This is a genomic window from Streptomyces sp. GL_141, assembly GCF_057834385.1.
In genome coordinates, this window is record NZ_CM174402.1 from 7,836,345 (window position 1) to 7,861,000 (window position 24,656).

Annotated in this window: 16 protein-coding genes and 2 pseudogenes; 7 read left to right on the forward strand and 11 right to left on the reverse strand. The window is 71.2% G+C overall.

Annotated elements, in window-relative coordinates; translation table 11 throughout:
* Positions 1 to 60: 60 nt before the first annotated feature.
* The 3 genes from AC3IX6_RS34990 to AC3IX6_RS35000 form a co-directional block, all read right to left on the reverse strand.
* A complete protein-coding gene (locus AC3IX6_RS34990) occupies positions 61 to 1,317 on the reverse strand; it encodes a Tm-1-like ATP-binding domain-containing protein (RefSeq protein WP_489367289.1) in 1,257 nt (418 codons plus the stop codon).
* A gap of 48 nt (positions 1,318 to 1,365) precedes the next feature.
* Positions 1,366 to 1,842: an NUDIX hydrolase gene (locus tag AC3IX6_RS34995; protein WP_489367290.1), complete on the reverse strand. Its 477-nt coding sequence runs from the start codon at positions 1,840 to 1,842 to the stop codon at positions 1,366 to 1,368.
* A 100-nt stretch (positions 1,843 to 1,942) separates the two neighbouring features.
* On the reverse strand, positions 1,943 to 2,998 hold the full coding sequence (locus AC3IX6_RS35000) for a cation diffusion facilitator family transporter (protein WP_489367291.1): 1,056 nt from the start codon (positions 2,996 to 2,998) through the stop codon (positions 1,943 to 1,945).
* Positions 2,999 to 3,167: 169 nt separating this feature from the next.
* Between AC3IX6_RS35000 and AC3IX6_RS35005 the strand changes: the two genes are divergently transcribed.
* Genes AC3IX6_RS35005 through AC3IX6_RS35015 form a run of 3 tightly spaced genes read left to right on the forward strand, consistent with a single transcriptional unit; the run spans position 3,168 to position 7,134 of the window.
* On the forward strand, positions 3,168 to 5,516 hold the full coding sequence (locus tag AC3IX6_RS35005; protein ID WP_489367292.1) for an ABC transporter ATP-binding protein/permease: 2,349 nt from the start codon (positions 3,168 to 3,170) through the stop codon (positions 5,514 to 5,516).
* Between the two features lie 5 nt (positions 5,517 to 5,521).
* Positions 5,522 to 6,148 carry a hypothetical protein gene (locus AC3IX6_RS35010; protein ID WP_489367293.1) on the forward strand — a complete coding sequence of 209 codons (627 nt, stop codon included), beginning with the start codon at positions 5,522 to 5,524 and terminating at the stop codon, positions 6,146 to 6,148.
* Positions 6,148 to 7,134 (forward strand): serine/threonine-protein kinase, encoded by a 987-nt coding sequence (locus tag AC3IX6_RS35015; protein ID WP_489367294.1) that lies wholly within the window; start codon positions 6,148 to 6,150, stop codon positions 7,132 to 7,134. The genes AC3IX6_RS35010 and AC3IX6_RS35015 overlap by 1 nt, the downstream gene beginning before the upstream one ends.
* Positions 7,135 to 7,193: 59 nt before the next feature.
* Here AC3IX6_RS35015 and AC3IX6_RS35020 read toward each other — a convergent pair.
* The 3 genes and pseudogenes from AC3IX6_RS35020 to AC3IX6_RS35030 all read right to left on the reverse strand — a co-directional run bounded on the left by AC3IX6_RS35020 (position 7,194) and on the right by AC3IX6_RS35030 (position 10,128).
* Positions 7,194 to 8,197 (reverse strand): annotated as a pseudogene (locus tag AC3IX6_RS35020) (IS5 family transposase).
* A gap of 92 nt (positions 8,198 to 8,289) precedes the next feature.
* Positions 8,290 to 8,676 (reverse strand): hypothetical protein, encoded by a 387-nt coding sequence (locus AC3IX6_RS35025; RefSeq protein WP_489367295.1) that lies wholly within the window; start codon positions 8,674 to 8,676, stop codon positions 8,290 to 8,292.
* Positions 8,677 to 8,799: 123 nt separating this feature from the next.
* A complete protein-coding gene (locus AC3IX6_RS35030; RefSeq protein WP_489367296.1) occupies positions 8,800 to 10,128 on the reverse strand; it encodes a streptophobe family protein in 1,329 nt (442 codons plus the stop codon).
* Between the two features lie 298 nt (positions 10,129 to 10,426).
* Here AC3IX6_RS35030 and AC3IX6_RS35035 point away from each other — a divergent pair.
* The 3 genes and pseudogenes from AC3IX6_RS35035 to AC3IX6_RS35045 form a co-directional block, all read left to right on the forward strand.
* A pseudogene (locus AC3IX6_RS35035) lies at positions 10,427 to 11,797 on the forward strand (DUF6777 domain-containing protein); the annotation flags it as partial.
* A 521-nt stretch (positions 11,798 to 12,318) separates the two neighbouring features.
* Complete coding sequence (locus tag AC3IX6_RS35040) at positions 12,319 to 13,146, forward strand: alpha/beta fold hydrolase (RefSeq protein WP_489367297.1); 828 nt, start codon at positions 12,319 to 12,321, stop codon at positions 13,144 to 13,146.
* Between the two features lie 23 nt (positions 13,147 to 13,169).
* Positions 13,170 to 14,069 (forward strand): helix-turn-helix domain-containing protein, encoded by a 900-nt coding sequence (locus AC3IX6_RS35045; RefSeq protein ID WP_489367298.1) that lies wholly within the window; start codon positions 13,170 to 13,172, stop codon positions 14,067 to 14,069.
* 52 nt (positions 14,070 to 14,121) lie between these two features.
* Here AC3IX6_RS35045 and AC3IX6_RS35050 read toward each other — a convergent pair whose 3' ends face one another.
* Positions 14,122 to 16,266, reverse strand: a complete 2,145-nt coding sequence (locus AC3IX6_RS35050; RefSeq protein WP_489367299.1) for a hypothetical protein — start codon at positions 16,264 to 16,266, stop codon at positions 14,122 to 14,124.
* A gap of 832 nt (positions 16,267 to 17,098) precedes the next feature.
* On the opposite strand from AC3IX6_RS35050, the gene AC3IX6_RS35055 reads away from it, so the two are divergent.
* A complete protein-coding gene (locus AC3IX6_RS35055; RefSeq protein WP_489367300.1) occupies positions 17,099 to 17,584 on the forward strand; it encodes a hypothetical protein in 486 nt (161 codons plus the stop codon).
* 63 nt (positions 17,585 to 17,647) lie between these two features.
* On the opposite strand, the gene AC3IX6_RS35060 is transcribed toward AC3IX6_RS35055, so the two are convergent.
* Genes AC3IX6_RS35060 through AC3IX6_RS35075 form a run of 4 tightly spaced genes read right to left on the reverse strand, consistent with a single transcriptional unit; the run spans position 17,648 to position 24,460 of the window.
* A complete protein-coding gene (locus tag AC3IX6_RS35060; protein ID WP_489367301.1) occupies positions 17,648 to 20,587 on the reverse strand; it encodes a TniQ family protein in 2,940 nt (979 codons plus the stop codon).
* Positions 20,584 to 21,672 carry a TniB family NTP-binding protein gene (locus AC3IX6_RS35065; RefSeq protein WP_489367302.1) on the reverse strand — a complete coding sequence of 363 codons (1,089 nt, stop codon included), beginning with the start codon at positions 21,670 to 21,672 and terminating at the stop codon, positions 20,584 to 20,586. Before AC3IX6_RS35065 ends, AC3IX6_RS35060 begins: the two co-directional genes overlap by 4 nt.
* The gene (locus AC3IX6_RS35070; protein WP_489367303.1) at positions 21,669 to 23,714 is read right to left on the reverse strand and encodes a Mu transposase C-terminal domain-containing protein; all 2,046 of its coding nucleotides are present in this window, start codon (positions 23,712 to 23,714) and stop codon (positions 21,669 to 21,671) included. Before AC3IX6_RS35070 ends, AC3IX6_RS35065 begins: the two co-directional genes overlap by 4 nt.
* The gene (locus tag AC3IX6_RS35075; RefSeq protein WP_489367304.1) at positions 23,711 to 24,460 is read right to left on the reverse strand and encodes a TnsA-like heteromeric transposase endonuclease subunit; all 750 of its coding nucleotides are present in this window, start codon (positions 24,458 to 24,460) and stop codon (positions 23,711 to 23,713) included. Before AC3IX6_RS35075 ends, AC3IX6_RS35070 begins: the two co-directional genes overlap by 4 nt.
* Positions 24,461 to 24,656 lie beyond the last annotated feature (196 nt).

The window sequence follows — 24,656 nt, forward strand, 5'->3', positions numbered from 1 at the left end:
ACCGGCCAGTACCTGGGACACATTTCCGCCACGGCCGGTTCCCTGCCGGAGGGCCGGGCGTCAGGCAGCCGCTGCCCGCGCCCCGATCATGGAGTGCAGCCGGTCGGCCGCCGCCCGGCCGAACTCCGGATCGTTGATGTGGGTGTCGTAGTCGTGGATCCGGGCGGCGCTGCCCCGCAGTCCGTCGCGCAGTGCCGAGAACAGTGCCCCGTCGGCTTCGGGGTCGTGGTAGGGCCCGCCGGGGGCGCCGAGCGTGGACAGTCCGCGCAGCGGGACGCAGACGGCCGTGGGCCCGGTGGCCGCACGGAGTTTGGCGGCGACCCGGCGGCCGAGTTCGGCGCACTCGGCTTCGGTCGTACGGATCACCGTGATCGAGGGGTTGTGGACGCGGACCCGGCGGTACCGGACCCGTTCGGGCAGGCTCTCCATCGGGCCGAACTTCACCATGTCCAGCGCCCCCAGGCTCACCACCTGCGGGATCCCGGCCCGCCCGGCGGCGCTGAGCCGGTCGGGTCCGGCGGTCAGGATGCCGCCGCACAGCTCGTCGGCGAGCTCGCTGAGCGTGAGGTCGAGGACGCCCGCGAAGACCCCCTGGCCGGCCAGGGTCTCCAGGGTCCGCCCTCCGGCGCCGCTGACGTGGAAGACCAGTACCTCGTAGCCCAGTTCGGTCAGGCGTTCCCGGGCCGCGTCCACGCCGATCGTGGTCACGCCCGCCATGCTCGCCGCGATCAGCGGCCGGGGCCCCGAGCCCAGCAGGGCCGGCCGGGGCAGCTCCCTGGCGGAGCGCGCGAAGGAATCGGCCATCCCGGCGACGGCCGCGACGGCATTGGCCAGGACCGGCGCCGAGATGCTGTTGATCCCCGCGATGTCCACGACGCTGTACATCATCGTGATGTCCGCCGATCCGACGTACGGGGCCACGTCCCCGGACGCCATGGACGAGACCATCACCTTCGGAACGCCGAGCGGCAGGGCGCGCATCGCCCGCGTGGCGATGGAGGTCCCGCCGCTGCCCCCGATCGCGAGGACTCCGTGCAGCCGGCCTTCGGCGTGCAGGCGTAAGAGGGTCGCTTCCGCGCCCCGGGCCATCGTGGTCACGGCCGCACCCCGGTCGGCGGCCGCGCGCAGTTCGGACAGTTCCGTTCCCGCTGCCCGCGCCACCGCTTCGCGCGGTACGTCGGCGGGCACCCGGGGCTCGTTCATGATTCCTGTGTCGACCGTGATCACTTCGACGCCGGTGCGCAGCAGCCTCTCGCGCAACCAGCCGTACTCCACACCCTTGGTGTCCAGGGTTCCCACCAGCACGACGTTCGTCATACGTGCAATGTCCATGCAGGTGGGGTTTGTTGGCAAGTAAAGGTCAGGTCAACCCTCGTTTACCAGAACGTCCAACAACCTTTCCAGAAAAGGAATCTGAGACACCACCAGCTTGTTTCTGGCCACCTCGGGGGCGAACCACTCCACCCGGTCCAGCTCGGGGAACTCCGCCGTCCGCCCCGACTTCGGCGGCCATTCCATGGTGAAGGTGCCGTGCACCGCGAGGGCCGGATCCAGGTCCGCGCGCACCGCCCAGATGGTCACGAGCTTCCCGCCGATCATCCGCACCTCGCCCAGCGGCAGGTAGGGACCCTCCGGCGGGGGCAGCCCGACCTCCTCCGTGAACTCCCGTCGGGCCGCGTCGCGCGCGCTTTCCTCGGGCCCGTACTCGCCCTTCGGGATCGACCAGGCGCCCGCGTCCCGGCGCTCCCAGAACGGTCCGCCCATATGGCCGAGCAGGATCTCCACCCCGGCTCCGGGGCGCTGACGGAACAGGAGCAGTCCGGCACTGCGCTTGGTGGTCACGGCCCCATCCCTACCCCGTCCGGGCGCGACTCAGGCGGCGGCTCCGTGGCCGTGCGGGCCCTGGCGCCGGCTCAGCGGTCGTGCGGGCCCGGGCGGCGGCTCAGTGGTCGTGCGGGCCCTGGCGGTGGACCGGGCCGTGGGCGTCCGCGCAGTGCGAGTCCGCCCGGTCCTCACCGGGGCGGCCGACCGTGAGGAAGGAGTCCTGGGCGTGGTCCACCTGGAGGGTGGTGTGCGTGATCCCGTACTCCTTCGCGAGCAGGGCCTCCAGGTCCCGGCGCACGGCGTGGCAGTCGCCCTCCGGCGCCACCAGCACGTGCGCGGACAGCGCCGCCTGCCCCGAGGTGATGGTCCAGATGTGCAGGTCGTGGACCTCGGTGACCGGAGGCTGCCCGACGAGGCGGTCGCCGACCGTGTCCGGGTCCACGTGGGCCGGAGCGGCCTCCAGCAGGATCCGGCCGGACTCGCGGACCAGTCCGTAGCCCGCCTTGACCATGAGGACGACCACGACGAGCGAGGCGATCGAGTCGGCCTGCCGGAAACCGGTGGTGAGCACGATGAGACCGGCGACCGCGGTGCCGATGAAGGCGAACAGGTCATTGAGGATGTGCTGGTAGGCGCCCTCGACGGCCAGGGAGGTGCGGTTCGCCTTCGAGATGCACCAGGCCGCCACGATGTTGACGACGATGCCGGCCAGCGCCGTCACCAGCACCAGCCCGCCCTCCACGGGCGGCGGATCCAGCAGCCGCCGTACGGCCTCGTACGCCAGCCAGACCGCCAGCAGCAGCAGGGTGAGGCCGTTGGCCTGCGCGGAGAGTATCTCCGCGCGCTTGAGGCCGTACGTGAACCCACCGCGCGCCGGCCGGGCGGCCAGCCGCATCGCGATCAGCGCGAGGACGATCGAGACGGCGTCCGTCAGCATGTGCGCGGCGTCGGAGATCAGGGCCAGCGAGTGCGCCAGGACACCGATGACCACCTCGATGGCCATGAAGCCCGCGATCAGACCGAGGGCGATGCCGAGCCAGCGCCGGTCCGCGTCCGCGGCGACCCCGTGGCTGTGACCCGCGTGCCCGTGCCCGTGACCTTGACCCTCGTGACCGTCGTGGCCCTCGGGGCCGACGGTGCCGTGGTCGTGCGGCGCGTGATCGTGCGCGCTCATGGTGTCCCCCGTGGGTCGTGGCGAATCGCTTGCGCGTTCCGCTTCGCCTGAAGTGAAGCGCACCTCACGGCGATGGGCAAAGGCTGCAACGGGGACCGTTGTCATTACCCATAACGGCTGCCTGACCTGCGGTTATGCCGGGCGCTCCGGATCGTGGGAAAATCGCCCCATGGCCCAGCGCCCCGGTGTGCCGACCGCGCCAGAGCTCCTCCTGGAAACGGACAGGGGTTCCACCGCGATGAGCCCGCGCCGGACGTACCACGTCGGCCGGGACCCCCTCTGCGAGATCTGCCTCGACGACGCCCGCGTCTCCTGGCACCACGCGATCCTGCGTCCGGACGGCGACCACTGGACCCTGGAGGACGAGGACAGCACCAACGGCACGTGGGTCGACGGCCACCGCGTCCACGAGTGGGCGGTCGGCGTCGGCAGCGAACTGCGCTTCGGCAGCGCCGCCGACGGACCCCGCGTCCGCTTCGCCGAACCGGCCACCACCTCCCGGCCCTCCTCGGTCTCCCGCCCGGACATGACCAGCACCTTCCGGCGGCCGACCTCGGTCCGCCCGCTGGCCCCCCGGGCCGCCGTCCGCATCGGCCGCGCCCCCGACAACGACCTCGTCATCGACGACCTCGTCGTCTCCCGCCACCACGCCGAACTGCACGCCCGCCCCGACGGCAGGTACGAGATCGCGGACCTCGGCAGCCACAACGGCACGTACGTCAACGGCGCCCGCCTCACCGGGACCGCCGCCATCGGCGAGGGCGACATCGTCGGCATCGGCCACTCCGCCTTCTGCCTGGTCGGCGACCAGTTGCAGGAGTACGTGGACACCGGCGAGGTCTCCCTCGACGTCCAGGACCTCGGGGTGGCCGTCGACAACGGCCGCAAGACCCTCCTCGACCACGTCTCGTTCCCCGTCGGCGCCACCACCCTGCTCGCGGTGGTCGGCCCCAGCGGCGCCGGCAAGTCCACCCTGCTCGGCGCGCTGACCGGCCTGCGCCCGGCCGACCACGGCACCGTCCTCTACGACGGCCGCGACCTCTACCGGGACTACGCCGAACTGCGCAGCCGCATCGGCCTCGTCCCGCAGGACGACATCCTGCACGCCCAGCTCACCGTCCGCCGCGCCCTCGCCTACGCGGCCGAGCTGCGCTTCCCGCAGGACACCGCCAAGGCCGAACGCGAGGCCCGGGTCGACGAGGTGATCGGTGAACTCGGCCTCCAGCAGCGCGCCGACCAGCCCATCCACAGCCTCTCCGGCGGCCAGCGCAAACGGGTCTCCGTCGCCCTGGAACTGCTGACCAAGCCGTCCCTGCTCTTCCTGGACGAACCCACCTCCGGGCTCGACCCGGGCATGGACCGCTCGGTGATGAACATGCTGCGCGGCCTCGCCGACGACGGCCGCACCGTCATCGTCGTCACCCACAGCGTGCTCAACCTGAGCGTCTGCGACCGCCTCCTGGTCCTCGCGCCCGGCGGCCGCATCGCCTACTACGGGCCTCCGGACGAGGCGCTCGGCTTCTTCGGCTTCGACCAGTGGCCCGAGGCCTTCGAAGCCTTCGAGAACGAGCGCGAGCGCGACTGGGCCGGGGAACACCGGGCCTCACCGCTGTACCGCCGCTACGTCGACGTCGCCGGCCGGGTCCCGCTCGCGGGGGCCGGCGACCGGGCCGCGGGCATCGCGCCGAAGCCGCCGCCCAAGGCGCAGAGCTGGGGTTCGCAGCTCTCCACCCTGATCCGGCGGTACGCCGCCGTGCTCAGCGCCGACCGCACCTTCCTGATCATCATGGTCGCCCTGCCGTTCGTCATGGGCGCCATGGCCCGCGCCCTGGCCGGCAGCGAACTCACCGCGGAGACGGCGCTCAACGCCCTGTTCATCCTGTGCGTGGGCGGGGTCCTGACCGGAGCCGCCAACGCCGTCCGCGAACTGGTCAAGGAACGCGTCATCTACCAGCGCGAACGCGCCGTGGGGCTCTCCCGGTCGGCCTACCTGATGTCCAAAGTGGTGGTCCTCGGCGCCATCACCATCGCCCAGGCGGTGGTCCTCACCCTCGTCGGCCTCGCCGGGGTCAAGACCAACGCCCCGGGCGGCAAGGGCCTCTTCCTGCCCCCGCTGATCGAAATCACCTTCGTCGTCGCCCTGCTGTCCGTCACCGCCATGGTGCTCGGACTGCTGATCTCCGCCCTGGTGTCCAAGGAAGAGGTCACCATGCCGCTGCTGGTCCTGCTCACCATCGTGCAGGTCGTCTTCTGCGGCTCCCTGCTGAAACTCACCGGGGTCCCCGTCATCGAACAGTTCGCCTGGTTCGTGCCGGCCCGCTGGGCCATGGGAGCGATGTCGGCCACCATCGACCTCGGCGCCATCGTCCCCGGCAAGATCACACAGGATCCGATGTTCGACCACAAACCCCGGTTGTGGCTCATGGAGGTGGGGGCGCTCGCGGGCCTGGCCGTGCTGTTCGGCGTGCTCGTGGGCCGGGTGCTGCGCCGCCACGAGCCGGCCATCATGCGGAAGTAGCCGCGATGACCAGCCCCGGCCAAGCCGCGGACTTCCGGCCCACCCACATCGTCCCGCAGGACGGACTCCCCGCGTGGGAGACCCCGGACCTGTCCCGCCCCACGACGCCGCTCGATGCCTTCCTCCCCGTACGGCTGCTGACCCGGCGCGGGGAATGGGGGGAGATCCTCTGCGCCAACGGGTGGTCCGCCTGGGTGGACGGACGCCTGCTCCTCGCGGTGCCGCAGCCCCCGCCGACCGGCGGGCGCCCGCTGACGCGCGTCGAGGACCCGCAGCCGCTGCTCACCCGGTGCGCGGAGGAACTGGAACGCTACCGGCGGGCCGTCACCGACCTCGCGGCCGGGCGGCTCGACCCCGAATCCTTCCGGCGGTCCCTGCGGGGACTGCGGGTCGGCGTCGTCGTCGACGGGGAGTCCGTGTGGCTCTACGACGAGACGGCGGGACGGTGGATGTACGGGGACGGGACCCGCCTGGCCACCTACGCGGTCGTCGCGGGACCCGGTGCCCCGCCCGCGCCGCAGACGCCGCCGCAGGAGGCCGACACCGAGGGCCAGGGCGACGTACGAGATGTTCCGCATGTTCCGCACGAACCCACGAAGATCGTGGAGCTGCCCCGGCCGGAGGCGGGCTGATGGGCTCCGATGCGGGTGCGGAGCCGTTCCGCGGGCGTGAGTCCGACCTGCGGGGGCGGCGGATCGCCGGGTACGTGGTGGAGGCCGAGATCGGACGCGGCGGGATGGCGGTCGTCTACCGGGCGCACGACGTCCGGCTGGACCGTACGGTCGCGTTGAAGCTCCTCGCACCCGAACTGGCGCGCAACGACGTGTTCCGGCAGCGGTTCGCGCACGAGTCGAAGGTGGCGGCGGCCATCGACCACCCGCACATCGTGCCCGTCTTCGAGGCGGGGGAGACCGACGGGCTGCTGTACATCGCCATGCGGTACGTCCCCGGCCAGGACCTGCGGGCCATGCTGGACCGGACGGGCCCGCTGCCCGTGGAGGCGGCGGCCCGGATCGCCGGCCAGGTCGCCTCGGCCCTGGACGCCGCGCACGCCCACGACCTGGTGCACCGGGACGTGAAGCCCGGCAACATCCTGGTCGCGGGCGGTACCGACAGCGAACACCCCGAGCACGTCTACCTGACGGACTTCGGGCTGACGAAGAAATCGCTGTCACTGACCGGGTTCACCAGCGTCGGGCAGTTCGTCGGGACGCTGGACTACGTGGCGCCCGAGCAGATCGCCGGGAAGCCGGTCGACGGCCGGTGCGACGTCTACAGCCTGGCGTGCGTGGTCTACGAAACCCTGGCCGGCGGCCCGCCCTTCGAGCGCGACGACGACATGGCGCTGCTCTGGGCCCACCAGTACGATCCGCCGCCGGCGGTGTCCTCGCGGCGGGAAGGCCTCCCGCCGGGGGTGGACGAGGTGCTGGCGCGGGCCCTCGCGAAGGCGCCCGAGGACCGGTGGGGGAGCTGCCTGGAGTTCACGGGGGCGCTGCGGCGGGCGGGCGCCGGGGAGGGCGCGGGCCCCGGAGTGGCGGCGTTCGTCCGCCCGCCCGCCCGGGCGGCCTCCGACGGGCCGCCGCCACCACCGCCCAGGTGGGCGCTGCCGGTGTTCTAGGGCCGTGGCGGTGCTCGGGCGTCCCGACGACAGGCCCTAGGGCGCGTATTCGGTCGTGATCAAGGGCCGGTCCGGGTGAGGTCCTTGATCCAGATCATTGAGGCGCGCAGGTGGAGGCCGGCGAGGTAGCTCTCGGGTGTTTTGTCGTATCGAGTGGCGATGCCTCGCCAGGCCTTCAGCTTGTTGATCAGGCGCTCGACGGTGTTCCGCTCCTTGTAAAGGTCGGCGTCGTGGGTGAGTGGCCGGCCGCCCCTGCGGCCTTTGTTCTTCCGGTTGGCGGCCTGGTCCTTCTTCTCCGGTACGACTGCCTTGATGCGGCGTTTGCGCAGGTAGGCGCGGTTGCCGCAGGACGAGTAGGCCTTATCTGCGGCGACTGCGCCGGGCCGGGTGCGGGGACGACCAACGGGCCCGCGGACCCGCACTTTGTTGAGCACGGGGATGAACTGCGGGCTGTCCGCGGCCTGCCCTGCGGTCAGGATCAGGGCCAGGGGCCGACACCTGCGGTCGGCAGCCAGGTGAATCTTGCTGGTCTGTCCGCCTCGTGAGCGCCCGAGCAAAGCAGCTTTCAAGCGGAGCTTGCGCCGTCGCCGGACGCGCCGCCGTTCGGGCCGGCCGGGATCAGCGACGTCGCCGTGTCCGTCTTGTTCCGTCGCGCCGCCCCCTTTTGCCGGGCCGCCTCCGCCTCGAAGGCGGCCTTTTCCAGAGCGTCCAAAACGTCCTCCTCCAGACGCATTCCGGCCGCGTCGTGATGGGCACGGACCGTCGTGGAGTCAACGCTGACCAGCGACATATCCACCCTGCTCCGCCCGGCCGCCTCGGCGATCAGCCCCTCCAGCAGCGCCTCGAAAACTCCGGCGTCCCGCCACTGCCTGAACCTGTTGTGCACGGTAGACCAGGCGCCGAATCGGCCCGGCATCTCCCGCCACTGCGCTCCCGAGCGGAACTTCCAGATCACGCCCTCGAACTGTTGCCGCAGCCGCTCTGGATACGGGCCGTACTCACCGACCGGCAGATACGGCTCGACGAACCCCCACTCGTCGTCCGTCAGTTGATCACGTGTCATGTGTACCGGACTACCGGATCCGCCCTCACAGCGAAGGCGGATCCGACAAACCGATCACGACTCAATACAGGCCCTAGTCCCCTGCCTGCGGGTCAGCCCTTTTCGGGGGAGGGCGTGCACACGACGTGGGCCGTGACCTCGGCGTGCGCCGCCGAGGCGTACCAGCCCCTGCGGCCGTCCGCGTCGACGACGGGGTGGGAGGCCAGGACGGTGTGCCGGAGGGTGCCGTCGCGGCCGTGGTCCCAGTGGGTGGTGGAGTACCCGCCGGACTGCACGGCCGTGCCGCGCGGACAGAACACCCTGCTGACGGACACCGCCTGCGCGGAGGCGTCCTTGCGGCCGGTGTCGCCGGAGAGGTGGCGGGCGCCGGGGCCGGTGGCCTGGGTGGGCAGGGCGGTGGAGAGGGTCAGGGCCAGCGCGGAGAGGGCGATCAGGCCAGCGGCGTGAAGCGGCCGGAACAGGCCTTTGGTCATGTTCACGGAGACGAGCGTGTCATGCGGAAACGATCCCCCGATGAGACGATCTGCGACTGTTCACTCGAACGGCGCAACGGGTGATCGGGGTGGTCGGCCCGGCCTCCGGTGCGGGTGCGGGCGGCCTGGTCAGCGGGCGGTGGGACCGGCTTGACCGGCGGGACCGGCCGGAGCGGCAGGCTCGGCGGGGGTCCGGCGGCCCGGTTCGCCCCGGCGGCGGGGGAACAGGGCGCCGAGGAAGCCCGCCACGGCGCCCGCGAGGAAGGCGAGCCCGACCGTGCGCCAGAGCAGCGGGCGCAGCTCCACCTCGCCGCTGAGGTCGTCCACGTCGCCGAGGCCGAGTAGCGTCAGGCCGAACTGGGCCTGGATCCGGGCCAGCAGGCAGACCACCAGGGTGGCCAGGGCCAGGGCGACGGCCAGGTGGAGGGCGTGCTGCCAGGGGCGGACGTGCGCGGGCGAGCGGGCGGCGGCCAGGGCGCCGGCGGCGAGCAGGAGGACGACGGCCAGGACGACCAGCCACCACGCCCGGGAGTCCCGCTCCGCGAGCGAGGCCACATCGATGGTGGACAGGTCCGGAGTCGTGCCGGAGCCCTTGCCGGTGACGCGCAGCACCTCGTCCAGGACCTGCGGTACGGGCAGTCCGAACGGCCCCTCGGCCTTGCCCTCCCAGGCCCCGCCGAAGCCGAGGGTCAGGGCGGGCCAGACCAGGTTGGGCAGGCCCAGCAGGATCACCGCCAGGGTGCGGTCCGCGTGCCCCTGGGTCCCCGCCACGACCAGGCCGACGCCGATCCCGAGGGCGACGTAGGCGAGGAGCAGCGCGACCACGGCGAACGCCGCCGGCCGCACCGCCGCGTGGAAACGGACCAGCCCCGCCGGGAGCGGCGCGCGCCGCGACACCAGCAGGGAGATCAGCAACAGGCCCAGAATCCACAGCAGTCCGAAGCCGAGGCTCGCGGGGATCGCGGCCTCGAAGCCCACGGTGGGGCCGGCGTCGAGGACTTCGCCGATGTCACCGAGGACCGAATCGCCGGTGGAGACCGCGAAGTTCTGGCAGGACAGCAGGGCGACACCGGTCAGCGCCGCCAGCCAGAGGATCACCAAGGGCACGGCGCGGGCGAGGAGTTCGCGCACGCCCGCCACCGCACGGTTGTGCAGCGGGCGCAGGAAGAGCCAGCCGGCGGTCAGCGCGCCGGCCAGGCTGACGGAGAGGGGGAGTACGGACAGGCTCGCGTCGGCCCCCGCCAGGAAGCCGGCCCCGCCCGTCACGTCGACCGACCCGCCCGCGGCCATCAGGACGACGGCGGCCACGACGTGCGGGAACGCGCCGCCGGGCAGATCCCCGGCGCCGGCGAGGGCGAGCCCCGCGGCGGCGATCGCGGCCATCACCGCGAAGGCCGCGAGAACCACGACGAGGGCGTCCCGCCAGGCTCGCGCGGCCGGTGCCGTTGTAGGGCTCACCCTGCCACCGTAGGCAGCTCCGCTTGCGGCCACCACCCGGACGGCGCACACAATGGTCGCCAGGAGTGCATGAAATCCGGAGATTTCCGCTGATGACCCGTGGAAGCTCCATAACGGACGGTCCGTGGAACCTCCACGGACCGTCCACGGAGCTACGACCCAAGGGTCCGGCAACGACCCAAGGGTCCGGCAACGACCCGAGGGTCCCGCAATGACCGAAGGGTCCGGCTACGACCGAAGGGTCCGCAGCGGAACGTCCACAGGGGACCGGAACCCCTCCGCCTGGGAAGAAGAGCCCGTGACCACTCAACCCTCCGGCCAGCAGCCGCCGTGGCCGACACAGCCGTCACAGCCGCCCTCGCAGCCGCCGTCGTCCTCGTCCGGGCGCCCCACGGGCCCGCCGTCCGGGCCCCTCTCCGGGGGTCGGGAGGGGCCTCCGCCCCCTCCGCCGCCGGCCCCTCCCGGAGGATCCGGGAGCGGGGTGCCCCCGGGGCCCCCCGAGCCCCCGCACAAGCCCTGGTGGCGCTCCGTACCCCGGCTCGCCACCACGATCGTCGCCATCGCGGCCGCCGTGACCCTGGCCGTCGTACTGACCAGGCCCAGCGGGGGCGGGGGTACCACCACCTCCGCGGGCAACGAGGTCTTCCTGCAGCCCGCGGCGGCCTCCGGGCCCGACCCCTTCACCGAGTCCACCGCCGCCAAGCAGGCCACGGCGCCGCCCGAGACCCCGCCGCCTTCGAAGCCCGAGTCGCAGGTCCCGTCGAAGCCGGAGTCGAAGGCGCCGTCGCCCACGGGAACGACGGCCACCCGCAGTGTCAGCGGCGCCTCGCCCGAGCTGTACGGGGGCACGCCGGCGGTGCCCGCCTGCGACGTCGAGAAGCAGATCCGGGTGCTCTCGGCGCAGCCCGCCAAGAACGCCGCCTTCGCCTCGTCGCTCGGCATCGCGCCGACGGCCGTGCCGGGGTACCTGCGCTCCCTCACCCCGCTCCAGCTCCGGGTGGACACCCGGGTCACCAACCACGGCTACGTGGACGGCCGTTCCACCAGCTACCAGTCCGTGCTCCAGGCCGGGACCGCCGTGCTCGTGGACGACCGGGGCGTGCCGCGGGTGCGGTGCGCCTGCGGCAACCCGCTGGGGCCGCCGGTGGCGCTGAAGGCCAACCCGAAGCGGTTCGGACAGCCTTGGACCTCGTACCAGCCCTCGCAGGTCGTGGTCATCGCCCCGTCCGTGACCATCGTGAACAAGTTCGTGATCTACGACTACCACGACCGCCGCTGGTTCGAGCGTGACCGGGGCGACCACCGCGGCCGCCACGACAGGCCGGTCCCGCCGCCGGTGATCCCGACCCCGATCTTCACCACCCCGCCGCCGTCGCCGACGTTCACGTCGCCGTCCCCGACCTTCACTTCGCCTTCCCCGACGGTCACTTCGCCCTCGCCGACGGTCACCTCCCCGTCGCCGACCTCGCCGTCGCCGTCGGTGTCGCCGTCCGAGTCTCCGTCGGAGTCCCCGTCCGAGTCCTCGTCGGAGTCCCCGTCGGTCTCGCCTTCGGAGTCGGCCTCGGAGTCCCCGTCCGAGTCGCCCTCGGCGTCGCCTTCGGAGTCCGTATCGGCGTCGGTGACCGGGTCAGAGTCCCCCTCGGAGTCCCCCTCCGAGTCACCGTCCGTCTCGCCCTCCGTCTCGCCGTCGGTGTCCGAGTCGGCCTCCACCTCCACCTCCGCGTCCGCGGACCGGCCGTCGCCGACGCCGTCGCCCTCGAAGAGCGCGGTGGCGCCGACGCCCTTGCGGCCCTCGGAGGCGCAGGAGCCCCCCGCGACCTCGGCGCGGCCCGAGCCGCCGAAGCCGAAGCTGACGCCCCCGCCGTTGATCTCGCCGGAGCCCGAACTCCCGCCGCCGCCCCCGCCGCCCCCGCCGCCCCCGCCGACCCAGGCGCCCCCGCCCCCGCCGCCGCCCCCGCCGACCCCGGCGCCGGTCACCTCGCTGATCGTGCCCCCGGTAGGACCGGGAGCCAGTACCGACCAGGGTTCGGACGGAGGTCCGGCCGCCGGTAACGGCAACCAGTAGGGTCCCGCACGACACGAAGACCTCCCCGAGGGCCGATGGCCCCCGGGGAGGTCCGGTGCTGTGTCTCGGGCCCGGGGCGACATTCGTACAAGACCGAGGGCGGCGGCCCGGCCATCCTCCGGTGCATGGGTATCTACGACGCTAGGCACGTGCACGGGATGCACGGAACGCATGGGATGCACGTGGTCCACGACGGCCCGCGGGAGGCGCCGCCGCTGGTGCTCGTCCACGGGTCGGGGGCCTCCGGCAGCTCCTGGGGCCCCGTGGTGCCGGCACTGGCGGGCCGGCATCACGTCATCTGGATCGACCTCCCGGGTCATGGCCGGTCGGGGCCCGCGCCCTCGTACGGCGTGCCCGAGCAGGCGGCCGTCCTGGCCGCGGCGCTCGATGAGCTCGGCCTGCGTCCGGTCACCGTGGCCGGGCACTCCAGCGGCGGCTACATGGCCACCGCCCTCGCCGAACAGCGCCCGGACCTGGTGGGTTCGCTCGCACTGATCAGCAGTGGCCCGAGCCTCGGCGCGCTCCTGCCGCAGCCCGCCGTCCTCCGGGTCCTGCTCGACCCGCCGTTCGGCCCGCTCCTGTGGAGGGTCCGATCCGACGGGATGATCCGCCGGGGGATGACCGCGGTGTGCAACCGCCCGGTGGACATCCCGGACGACCTGGTCGCCGAGGTACGGGGCATCGACTACCGCACGTTCAGGACGGTGATGCGCGAGAACAGCGCGTACATCGCCGAAAGGAGCGTCCCCGCACGCCTGAGCGCACTCGACGTCCCGGTGCTGGTGATCTTCGGCGCTGCCGACCCGCGCTGGGACCCGTCTTCGGCGCACGACTACGACACGGTGCCGAGCGCACGGGTCGAGCAGCTGCCCGACGTCGGGCACTTCCCCATGCTCGAAGCTCCGCAGGCCACCGGTGAGTTGCTGCTGCGCTTCGCGGCGGCGAGCCGCTGACCCCCATCGCCTACCCTGACGCTGTGAGGTCCACCGCACCACCACCCGACTGGGCGTCGGTGGAGGTCGCCGTGCCCCGGCAGCCGGGCCGGCTGCCGGGTGTCAGCATGGCCGGGTTCCGCCAACGTGATCCGGTGCACGTGGACATCGCCATGGTCGCGCACCCCTCGGTCACCCTGCTCGTGGACCTGAGCGGCGAAGACAGCCTTGCCCACGACGCCCACGGCCGGCGCGTGTGCGGCAGCACGGTCGTCGGGCTGGTGCCGGGCGACCTCCGGCTCGGCAGCCGGGCGGCCGGCGGGATCGAGTGCCTTCAGATCCGGTTGTCACCGGCCCTGGCGGTTGCGGTGCTCGGCGCATCGGCCGACCTCAGCGGGACGGTGGTCTCCCTGGAGGACGTCTGGGGCCGCGACGCCGGACGAACCGAGGAAAGGCTGCGGGCCGCCCCGTCGTGGGACGAGCGGTTCACGATCGCGGCCGACGCCCTCGGCCGACGGGCGAGCGCCCGACCGTCCCGACCGTCGCTGGATCCGGAGGTGGCCGCCGCCTGGCGGCTGATGCTCACCAGCCGGGGACGGGTGCGCGTCGACGGCCTGGCGAACGAGGTGGGATGGAGCCGCAAGCGCCTGTGGTCCCGCTTCCGCTCCCAGATCGGCATCACCCCCAAGCAGGCCGCCCGCCTCGTGCGCTTCGACCACGCCGCCCATCTCCTCGCGGCCGGTGACGCCGCCGCCCAGGTGGCGGCCGCGAGCGGCTACGCCGACCAGGCCCACCTCCACCGCGAGGTCAAGGCCTTCACCGGGGCGACACCCACGGCCGTGGCCGCCGCGCCGTGGCTCGCCATCGATGACGTCGCGTGGCCGACCCCGGTCACGGACCTCACACGGTCGACGCCTGCGATACGTAGAGTTCCGGCGAAGTGAGCAGAGACCGCCGGGGACTCGTATGCCGGCGTGGACGACGGTGCCTGTCCGGTCAGGGTGCCGCGGGGGCCGCGAAGGCGTTGAAGAGTGTCCGGGTGCGGGTTCGGACGGCTTCGTCCTGGTGGATGATGCGGTCTTCGACTCCCGAGCGGACGATCCTGGCGTCGCTGTCAGCGAGGGCCGCAAGCCGGCGCAGGTGGTCGCCGGTCAGGGCGGTGGCGCCGAGGGCTTCCAGGGCGTCGCAGGCACCCGCCGGATCGGCGTCCGATGCGGCCGACCGCAAGGCGGCCGCGGCGAGCGCCGTGAGGTCCAAGGAGGCGGGTTCCGCCACGGCCGTGAGGGCCACCACGGCTGCCGGCGCCTGCACCGGATCGTCGAGGGCGGCTTCCAGACGGGCGGCGAGCGGCCGCCCCGCCGCGCCGAGGAGCGCCGCTGCACGGGCGGCCCGCACCACCGACCACCGGGACCAGGGGTTGCGTTCGGCGCGGGCGAAGACCGAGTCCAGAATGGCGACCGCCCCGTCCGCTTCCCCGGTGACGCGCCACAGAGCCTCGGCGAGAGCCGTGTCCGTGTCCAGCGCGGGCGTGGTACCGCCGTCGGATCCGCTGAGCGCCTCGCGCAGGGCCGGCGCCAGCGCCCTTCCCTGGTGACCGAGCGCACCGGCCATCCCGGCGGCCTCCCTGAGCTGACCGGCTCCACGCCGAAGGTGCTGTTCGAGGCAGTGCAGCAGGGGCGCGCGCTCGCCGACGAGGTCGTACAAGGCCTTCGCGGCGGCGAGGACTCCCTGTTCGGCCGCTGCCCGCAATGAGGTGACGGCCTGGACGCGATCCGCTGGAGCGCAGCTGGTGGCCACGCAAGCGACGGCCCTGGAGGCCTGGGGATAACGCGGGAGCGCCGCGCACAGTTCGGGCAGCGCCGGCGCCGCGTCGGCGCCCCACCCCGCCAGCAGGTTCGCCAGCTGCCACGGCTCGTTGCCCCTCAGGGCCTCGGGCCGGGAGAGGCGGACCCGCACCGCGTCGAGGAGGGCGGCATCGAACGGGAAGGCGGAGTCCAACGGGCTCCGGAACCCGGCGGCCGCGTCGAGGGCCCGTGGGCGCCGTTCGAGGCCGGCGGCCAGGAGCGGGGCCGCCTGTGCGGGCGCGATGAGCACGAGCGCGGCCAGGGCCCGGTCCGCGTCGTCATCGTCATGGTTCGGGTTCCTTCGGGCGAGTGCGGCGAGGACGTCCGCGGCCGGTGCGGCGACGTTGCCCAGCCGGCCGAGGAGGGATGCCATGTCGACGACCGACTCTTCGTCGACGGCCGCCGCACGCAGACTCCGCACCAGTCGCCGCGGGGCACCGCGGGAGAGCATGCAGGCGCGGTCGGCCGCCCAGAGGCCTTCGGTCCGTACCTCGGCCCGGTCATCGTGCAGAGCCGCATCGACCAGCGCGAACGCCGCCTCGCGTTCCGTGGGGCGGCTCCGGCCCAGGAGCGCCTCGACGACGGCGGTCAGCGGCTCGCCGCGTTCGAGGTCGAGGTCGGAGCGCAGAGCGTCGGCGGGCAGCAGGGACAGCACCGTCGTGTGCATGGCCTCGGTCCACGGGGCGTCCGCGTCGAGGCCGGCGAAGAGGGCGGCCATGCGCACCTCGGCGGGCTGGGACGGGCCCAGGAGGGTGGCGGCCAGCGCGGCGCCGCCCTGCGGGTCGAGCCGGGCGACCCCGGCCAGCACCTCCGCGCGCACGGCGGGTTCGGTTTCCGCCTCCCAGCGCGTACGCAGTGAGGGCAGCGCGATCTCGGTCGTGCGGGTGTGGGAGACCGCCCAGGCGGCGGTCCGGCGGACGGTCGGATCGGCGGCGGCCAGCAGCGGTAGGAGCAGCGGAAGCTGTTCGGCCACGGCCGCCCGTACCGAACCCGGTGCCATGCCGTACTCGTCCTCGCTCTCGGCCATCCCGCCGAGCAGCCCCAGGACGTCGGCTGTGCGGTGACCGGCTGCCGCGATCCTGGCAAGGAACGGCGCCGCTTGCGCACTTGCGGGGTAGACCGTCCCCTGGTGCAGCAGGCTGCCGTACAGGTCCGACAGCGCCTCGTCCGCCGCATCCGCGTCGGTTCCGGTGAGTGCCCGCAGCAGATCGGGGATGTCCCCGGCGCTGCCGTACGCATGGGACGAGGAGGGCCAGGGGCGGGCACCCAAGCCGTCGAGCGGGTGTACGAGATCCATGTGGAGCATCGTCCCGGCCACGTCTGACATCCATCTCCGGGCGGCCCACTACAGGGTTCGCCGGGGCAGGCCAGGAGAGTGGACTCCTCATCGCCCCGTCCAACCGGCCGAGCGAAGGACAGGGCGATGAGAAGAGGCCGTCTCACATGTGGCCCGTACGTGTAGGTTCCGATTTGGCTTGCCGCCTGGCCCTGCGCTGACCTGCGGCTTTGATGGTTGTCCAGGTGACTTGTCAGCTCATTCGTCCAGCGAACGTGTCGGATTCTTCAGCGGAGACGGCCCGTTCGGGCAGTGCACAGACCCATCTGATGGTGGCCATGAGAGAGTGCTGCGCATGACGACTTGAAGAGCACCGACTGGGCGGCAGCGCTGGGTAAAGGTCGCGACCTGGGACACGGTCAGGCACGGCGATCGCCGAATCTGCGCTGCCTGCGGGACACCCGTCCGCTCCTACCAGTTCCGCCTCTATGAGCCTGAGTCCTCGATGTTCGAGCGGTGCGTCGGCTTGGCATGGTGTTCCGGGTGCCGGATCTACTCCGGTGCGATGGTCCAGATTCCCCGAACGCGTGTTCTCGTCGACGCGCTGGGATCCCTGCCTGCGGACGAGTGTGTTCGACTGCGCCGCAGCGAGGCGAAACTGATCGACTATCTCGATCGCCAAGGCGACCGGTAGTCGTGATCCACATCCAGAGGGTGACCGGTGATTTGATTCGCTGTTCAGGACGCAGCGGACGCGTCCGGAAGTTGGCTGAGGTTCGCTCTTTGCCCAGGGAGCCTGCTCTTGGAGGTAGGTCGCCGTCCTGTTGAAGCGGTGCATCCGTAGGATGGCGTCATGACTGCCGATGTCCCGCTCACCCGAGAGTCGTTCCGGCGGCTCCAGCCGATCAACGTGCCCAGCCCGGTCTCTCAGTTGCCGGATCGGGTCTGGACTGACGAGGACTGGGACCGGATCCGGCAGGGTTATCGAGCCCGGGACATGGATGAGAAGTGGAACGTCTTCGCTGAAGGCGCTGTCCTGTTCATGCATCGGAGTTGGACCGGTCACGGTGTCTATCAAGCGACCTTTGCCCCCGTGGCTGGCGGCGGGAGGAGGATCGCCTCTGCTGTGGTGGAGGCCGATGGTGAGCGCTATCGGGGCATGGGCGACGAGTATGACTGCCTGATGATGGAGCTGATCATCAGCGCCATCGTCCTTGGGGAGCCCGCCGCCGACCTCCGGGCCGGTCTCGTGGAGTTGACTGCCCGGTCTTCGGGGAAGAGTGATCTTCCCTCGGGCGTGGTGGAACACAGTGTTCTTGGGTTGCGCTCGGGATCGTAGGCGTTCTGGAGCGCTTTCCAGCCTTCTTGGCGTGGTTTTGTCCAGAAGGGGCTGTCGGCTTGCTCAGGCCGCAGTGCGGCGTTGGGTTTCGTGGCGGGCGGCGCGTCGGCCCTCAGCCGTGAACGTATAGAAGGTGCGACGCTTACCGGGTCCGCGGCCTGGGGTGGCTCGGCTCATCCAAGCAACGTCGCCTTCCGGGCGGCTGGTGAGCCATCCTGCGCATTCAAGCCGTTTGAGCTGGGGATATAGCGTTCCTGGATCGAGCCTGGTGCGTGCGACGACCTCGGCTCCGTAGAACTCCTCCTGCGGTCGGGTGAGCAGGTCACGCAGAAGGATGAGCGTCGGCCTGCTGATGCGGATGCGCTCGACAGCGATGTCGCTGAAGGGGGAGGGTGGGCCGGGATTGCGGCGGACCCTGAATCTGGCATGGGCGGCTTCCAAGGCGTGATCGTCGGGCGGGGTCGTGATGTGGTCGTGGCGGAGCGAGGCGGTAATGAGGGCCTGGACTTGGTCCGATTCGAGCCCGCGCAGCAGCCGACGACCCTGTTTGGTGGGCTGCTGAGGGCTGCCGAAGGCTGCCCGGTCGAAGAGCTTCGTGCCGATGTCGCGTTCCAGTCGCTTGAACTGTGTGACCAGCGCGTTGGGTTCGGCCTTCAGGTGGTGGCCGGCGCTGTCGAGAGACGGGAAGCGCATGGCGATCTGGAAGCGGTGGAGGCGGAGCCAGCCGTGGAGGGTGCCTTCTACGGCCAGCCGGACGTCACGGGGGAGGCTGGTGTCGATCTTGGCGGTCATGATGGTGCGGCTGTGCACTCCTGGGGGGCGCAGGGGGATCTTCAGGTGCTTGAGGCGTCGGCGGACCGTCTCGTCTTCGGTGCCGAGTTCTTCGGCGATGTCGAGGGTCGAGCGCTTATGGGTGAGGTATTGCTCGCGCAGCCATGTCTCGTCGATGGGGAAGGGCTTGCGGGTGCGGCGGACGGTGAAGCCGAGGGCGCGGGCTTGGACGACGGCGATGTGGCGGGGGATTCCGGTCTCCTGTGCGATGCGGGTCAGGGTCTTGTCGCCGTCGACGTACTGGCGTTGCAGGAAGGCCGTGGTGAGGACGTCCTTGGCCCGCTGGTGGAGGCGCCAGGAGCCGACACTCGATGACCTGCCCCACTCGCGGGGTTCGCGGGGGACCTGTTCGAGTGCGAACCGGATATGGGTGAGGGTGGTGTCCAGTGCCCTGGCTGCCTCTCGGGGGGCCCGCTGTTCGGTGATGGCGATGCGGCGTACCTCTTCCAGGTCGATGTCGTCGAGGTGTCGGCCGGGGAGGTCGAGTCCATCGGCGCATTGTTGTGGCGGTTCCCAGGTCAGGGGCTCGTCGATGTTCAGGTCGTCCAGGATGTCGATCGCGTGCTGATGGAGGGCGTCTCGCTGGTCGAGGGTCAGAGAGGGCGGGAAGGCGAAGTACCGGGAGCGGTCGGGCGCGGATCGCAGGGCGAGGGAGTGGCGTGGATCGGTGAGGTCGGCGCCGGTGAGGAGCTGGTTGAGGTAGCGCTGGGCGTTGAGGTAGCGGGGGACCTGGGTGGTCTTGGCGCTGAGCTGTTCACCGGGCTGGGTGCCGGTGCGGAAACAGAGCTCGCGCCACTGGTCGGGGCTGATCGGGGCCGCGGGGATGAGGCGCCGCCGGCGTTCGTAGTCGATGGGGCTGCCGTGGTCGTCGAGGTGGTGGGCGAGGTTGCAAAGCGCGGTGAGCACGTCTGGGCACCCGGACTTGAGGGCTCGCTGCAAGGTGACGGTCATGGCGTTCGGCAGGTGCGGTCCCAGCCGATCGGTGACGCCGCGTGCCCGCAGGACCGGTTCCCCGGGCAGCAGGAGTAGTGCGGCCGCGATGCCGCGGAACAGGTTCTCCTGCATCCCCTCCCGGGGCATGAGCCGCACTGTCCAACCGGGCCAGAGGAGCTGCGGAACGTGCCGGATGCGTGCACTCGCGCTGTGATCACCGGGTGCGGGGACGCGGGCGCGTGGGGTGGATGAGGAGAAGCGGACGCGGTCCAGGGCGCCCATGATCTGGTCGCCGGCGTGCAGGAACAGGCGCTGTGTGCCAGGTGAGAGCTGGGACCACTGCTCCGCGGTCATGCCCCGGGGGATCACCTTGTTCGGGGTGTCACGCCGGGATCGCAGGCCGTGGATAGCGTGGGCGGCGAAGGCGTCGTCGGATGTGTCGAGGAAGGGCAGAGCCGCGTGGGCGATGACACCGCTCACGGCGGCGCCGAGCGGCTTGACCCGGTCGGCGGGAGTCCGTGTGGCCAGCGGCCGGCGGTGCCAACGTTCTCGGATCACCAGGCCCATCGCCTGGATGTCGTTGTCGTCGATCGTGTGCATCAGCCATGACGTGCACTGGTTCAGGTCGGCCAGCACCGTGTGGGCCGTGGACGGGGCGGCGAGCAGGATGTCGACGCGGCGCTGGGCGGCGAGCAACGGATGATCGGAGCCCAACGGCAGAAGCTCGGCGCTGGTCAGGTCGGTGCCGCAGACCGACGCGAGCCGGGATCCGAGGGTGCAGGTTCCCGCCGGGAACCGGAGGGTGTGGCCCGGCAGCCTGACGCGTACTCCTTCGCCGCAGCCAGGACAGGTGTCGTGCAGCAGGGCCTCGTGGACGGTGCAGGCGAAAGTCCAGGGCAGCCACCACTTCAGCAGCCATCGTCCCTCCCGTTCGGCGAGGCACTGGGGACAGAACCGGCATCGCCGCTGCCGCCGGGGGCCGAAGGGAAAGCCACTGCCGATCACCGCCCGATCGAGATGGCCGGCCGGAAGACCGGTGCGGACCTCCAGCTCGCGCAGCACCGAGACGGGCAGGTCGCTGACCAGCAGGCGGGTGAGGTAGCGCCGGGGCAGGCCCAGGACGCGCAGAAACGCGGAGAACGTCAGGCCGTTGCGGCGGCCCAGCGCTTCCAGCCAGCTGTCCAGGCTCTCGCCGTCCAGGATCGGCATCCGCAGGGGCAGCACCCGTGTCTCGGTCACGAGGCATCACCGAGCGCGGAGGTGATCTTCGCGTGGGCGATGGTGGCGGCCAGCTGCTTGCGTGCCTGCTCGGATGCCTCATCGAGCCGGATGCCGTCCAGCACTTCGCGGGTGATGGCTTCCGTGCCGGTGCGGATCGCGCGGTAGCAGCCGCGCATGAGCAGCGTGAAGTACGACCCGATGTGGCCGCTGGTGCGTTCGAAAAGGTAGTCGGCGTTGCGCAGCAGCATTCCAGGCCGGTGCTCGGCGAGGACGAGCTGGCGTTCGGTTGACTTGATGAGGCTCTTCCAGTGGCGTCGCCCGTGGTCGGTGTCGAGACGGAACGGATCGACGCCCAGGCGGGTCCAACGTCGTGCGGTCTGGGCCAGGGCCACGTTCTTGCCGGTCAGGCCGTCGGCGAAGAACCGCCGCTCGGCCAGGCCGACACCGACATAGATGAAGGTGACCGGCAGTTCGTTGGCGAGCCACTTGAGGTGGTTGGACACGGCCAGGCCGTCGCGGCGGTCCAGGTCGATGAAGTGGATGTCGTCGATGATGCCGAGCTGGGTCTCGCAGGACAGGACGCAGTCCAGGGCGTGACTGGCCAGGGCGGCGGCGTTCGCCCGGTCGGTGGCAGGGTGGCCGTAGTACTCGCAGATCATCCGGTTCAGCGTTCGTAGGGTGGTGTTGGAGGTCAGACCGACGCGGAAGACGGGGATGCGTTCGTGTCCGGCCTCGGTGACCGTGGACAGACGGCGCATCTGCTGGCGGTCGAAGTCGCGGCCGAACAGGTTGGCGATGGTGGTCTTGCCCAGGCCCGGCAGCGCGTCGATGACGGCGGCAGAGCGGATGCGGTCGCCGTCTTGCCGGTTGCTGGCCACGATTTGTTCGAGTTCGTCGTGGATGCCCGCGAGCTGCGGCGTCTGTACGATGCCGAAGTTCGCGTGCCAGTCGTGCCGCGAGTCGTTGTAGTCCTCGGCTGCCGCCTCGCCCAGCGCAGCCAGTTGGGCCCGGCTCAGTGTCTCGGGCCGCTGCCGTGGCGGGGCGTCGGCGAAGCGGCGCCAACCCTCCTTGCGGGAGAGGCTGAACAGGTTGGGCTGCCTCACTCGATCACCTCGAAGGCGTCGGCGTAGAAGTCGTCGCCCTCGGGCGCATCGAACAGTTCGTCTTCCTCGTCGCTGTCTCCGGCCGGCAGCTCGGGCACCAACTTCAGTTCCGGAGGCGTCAGGGGGCCGGACTGTTCGGGCAGCACCGGCAGGGACAGAGCGACACGTTCTGCCGACAGCCGCACCGACATGCGGCGTTCGCGCCGGTCGGTGACCATGCCCTGGTCCCAGCGGGCAAGAAGATCCACGAGCGCCTGCGAGGCGTCGATGTGCCGGCCCTCGCGTGCGGCCAGACGGCGGGCATAGGCGGCGGCCTCCCCGCTGAAGGCCATCTTCAGCGCAGGGGCGTGTTCCCAGAGCAGCGGATGCCAGGAGTCGTCGGCCGGGTCCTGGAAGTAGACGAACCGCACGTCGTCGGGGTTGACGTGGATCGGCCACTGCCGTCCGAGGCCGGGATAGGGGCTGGGCGCATTGCGGTAGCCGTCCAGCGCGGGCCCGTTGTAACGCAGGCCATCGACCTCGACCCCGTAGTGCTGGACGGTGCGCGGCTTGATCGCGAGGAACTGGAAAGCCAAGTCCGGAGAGGCCGGCATGCGGAGCCGTCCGGCGCGGGCCAGACCGATGCGCAGCATCTCCAGCGGGGACAGCGACAGCTTCGGCCACTGCGGGATGACCAGCCCGTCGTGCTCACGACGATGGTAGACCTCCGTGATCCACTCGCGGATGATCTCCTCCACCTCGTGGATGAAGAAGAACGCGGCGTCCTCGACCGCCTGGCCGCGGCTGTGGACGTCGGGCCCCTTGTAGGCGGGAAGGTGCTGGATCAGCCCCTCCCGCAAGGTGCGGAAGAAGCGTTCGACGGTCGGCTTATCCGTGGGCTTCTTCGGCTGGGCGGGCTGAATGGACATCCCCAGCCGGGTGCAGACGCCGATCACGTGCGCGGACATGAACGCTCGCCCATGGTCGATGACCAGCGTCTCCGGCGGACACAACCCGCCGCCCGGCACGAGTCTGTCCTCGCTGAACACCACTTCGTCCCACAGTCCGTGGTAGGGGGCCAGCGCGGGCCGGACCGTGTCCTCCAGCGGAGGGCAGACCGCCTCGAACAGCACGCCAGCGACGTCCATCGCCTTGGTGGAACAGGCCGTCACCCGCAGGCCGACGATGCAGCGTGAGAACAGGTCCTGGGTGACGGTGAGCTGAAGCGGAACCCAGCGGCAGGTCACCGGCTCCATGGCGTAGATGTCCAGGTCCTGGGTGTCGAGCACGACGTACTCACCGGGCCGGGTGGCCCGCAGCCGCCCGTAAGTGCCCTGCGGCCTCTCCGCGATCGAGCGGCGGGCCTTGGCACTGCCGGAGACCGCGTTCGTGCCCTTGGCCAGCCAGGCGAGCCGGGCGTAGGCCGTGCTCCGGGACGGGACCGGAACACTCCCCTTGCCATACTCGCCGTTCAGGCGTTCCTCGGCCCGCAGCAGCAGGGCCGACCTCGTCGGGGTCGAGTCGGTCACCGACTCCGCCATCACCCGGCGCACCGCTTCCTCCCACCGGGGATCGACGCTTGAGGTCCTCCCCGCGCGGGCATCGACGAGACCGGCCTCGCCGCTTTCCCGGTAGGCGGTCAACCACCGCTCAAGCGTGCGAGCCGAAACACCTAGCTCAGCCGCCTTGGCCGCAGTCCGGTCCTTCAGCGGAAGATCGGGACCGTAGGCGGGCCTGGGCTCAGCCGGCAGAGCACGGCCTGGGTGCCCTGACCGGTAGCCGCTGAGCACCTCACGGACGTGCCCCGCCCGTTTCTCCAGCCGCTGACGCTGGTAGGCCGACAAGCCAGCCAGCAGCATGCCAACCCCGTCCGCGGCGGCCGGTGCAGGATCACCGATCGACCGGGCTCCAGCGGCCAGCCGCCCGAATGGAACGGAGCTGTACTCGCCGGTCCGTTCGTTGCGGATCGTCGCGTGCAAGCCCTCGATGTCCACGACCTCGACGACGTCACCGCCGAAGAAGAGCCGGGCCCCCGGGAAGAGTGTCATTGCGTAGGCGTTCATGCCGCTACCCGGATTCGGCTCGCACGGTTCAGTGGAGCACGCAGGTCGGTGACGAGCTTGCCGGACCAGAGCAAGTGCAGGATGACCGGACGGACGATCTCGCGCGGCTGTCCGGCCAGCGTGGCCTCCGCGCCGCCGATCGTCGGCTGGTCCACGGCGACCTCCAGAACTCGCGCAATGAGCGAGGTCTCCACCAGGTCGCGGCGCCGGTAGCCGGCCAGGAAGCGCACGTTCTCCACGACGGCAGGCACGGCTCCCGACCAGGTCTCATAGACCCAGCCGCGACGTGAACACACCTGGCGTGTCCAGTCGAACTGTGCGATCACCTTGGGATCCTTCATGCGAGAGGGGGCTTTGACGTCCACGACAGTCACCAGACCGTCGGCATGGACGAGGAACAGATCGGGAACGTGGCGACGGATGCGCGTACCGTCCGAGCCGACCAGTTGGAAGGGTTGGGCCGCGATCTCCGTGACGTCATTGGAGAAGTCGGCGATCAGGATGCGGGCGAGTTCCAACCGGCTCTCGTAGGCCACCATCCGGCCCGTTGTCGATGCGTGGTACCAGCCCGAATAGTGCTTCCGGCCCCGGTACCAACGGAACTCGCGTACGGGGAGTCCGCCGGCGATCTCGTCCACCGAGATCCGGTCGAGCTCGGCCTCCGCCAGCCGTCCGTTGCTCCGCCGATACGTGGCTTGGACTGTCCGGCTATCTGTCGCGTCCTCGACGCCTGCACCAGTCCCCATGGCCGCCCCTTCGTGTCCGATGTCTTCGACACCAGGACACTGGCCCCCACCAGCGCTAGCCTGGGCGGAAAGGCGGGCAAACCAACCGAAGGACTGGACCAGAGTGCCCCAGCATGACGCTGGGGCACCGAACCGGGTGGAGACTCAGCCGAGCGGGTCGGACGACAAGTCAATGACAAGTCACTCGGACAACGAC

Coding starts and splice junctions, on each gene's coding strand:
- AC3IX6_RS34990 (WP_489367289.1), bottom strand. CDS start 1,317: ATGACGAACGTCGTGCTGGTGGGAACCCTGGACACCAAGGGTGTGGAG.
- AC3IX6_RS35000 (WP_489367291.1), bottom strand. CDS start 2,998: ATGAGCGCGCACGATCACGCGCCGCACGACCACGGCACCGTCGGCCCC.
- AC3IX6_RS35005 (WP_489367292.1), top strand. CDS start 3,168: ATGGCCCAGCGCCCCGGTGTGCCGACCGCGCCAGAGCTCCTCCTGGAA.
- AC3IX6_RS35010 (WP_489367293.1), top strand. CDS start 5,522: ATGACCAGCCCCGGCCAAGCCGCGGACTTCCGGCCCACCCACATCGTC.
- AC3IX6_RS35015 (WP_489367294.1), top strand. CDS start 6,148: ATGGGCTCCGATGCGGGTGCGGAGCCGTTCCGCGGGCGTGAGTCCGAC.
- AC3IX6_RS35040 (WP_489367297.1), top strand. CDS start 12,319: ATGGGTATCTACGACGCTAGGCACGTGCACGGGATGCACGGAACGCAT.
- AC3IX6_RS35050 (WP_489367299.1), bottom strand. CDS start 16,266: ATGGATCTCGTACACCCGCTCGACGGCTTGGGTGCCCGCCCCTGGCCC.
- AC3IX6_RS35055 (WP_489367300.1), top strand. CDS start 17,099: ATGACTGCCGATGTCCCGCTCACCCGAGAGTCGTTCCGGCGGCTCCAG.
- AC3IX6_RS35070 (WP_489367303.1), bottom strand. CDS start 23,714: ATGAACGCCTACGCAATGACACTCTTCCCGGGGGCCCGGCTCTTCTTC.
- AC3IX6_RS35075 (WP_489367304.1), bottom strand. CDS start 24,460: ATGGGGACTGGTGCAGGCGTCGAGGACGCGACAGATAGCCGGACAGTC.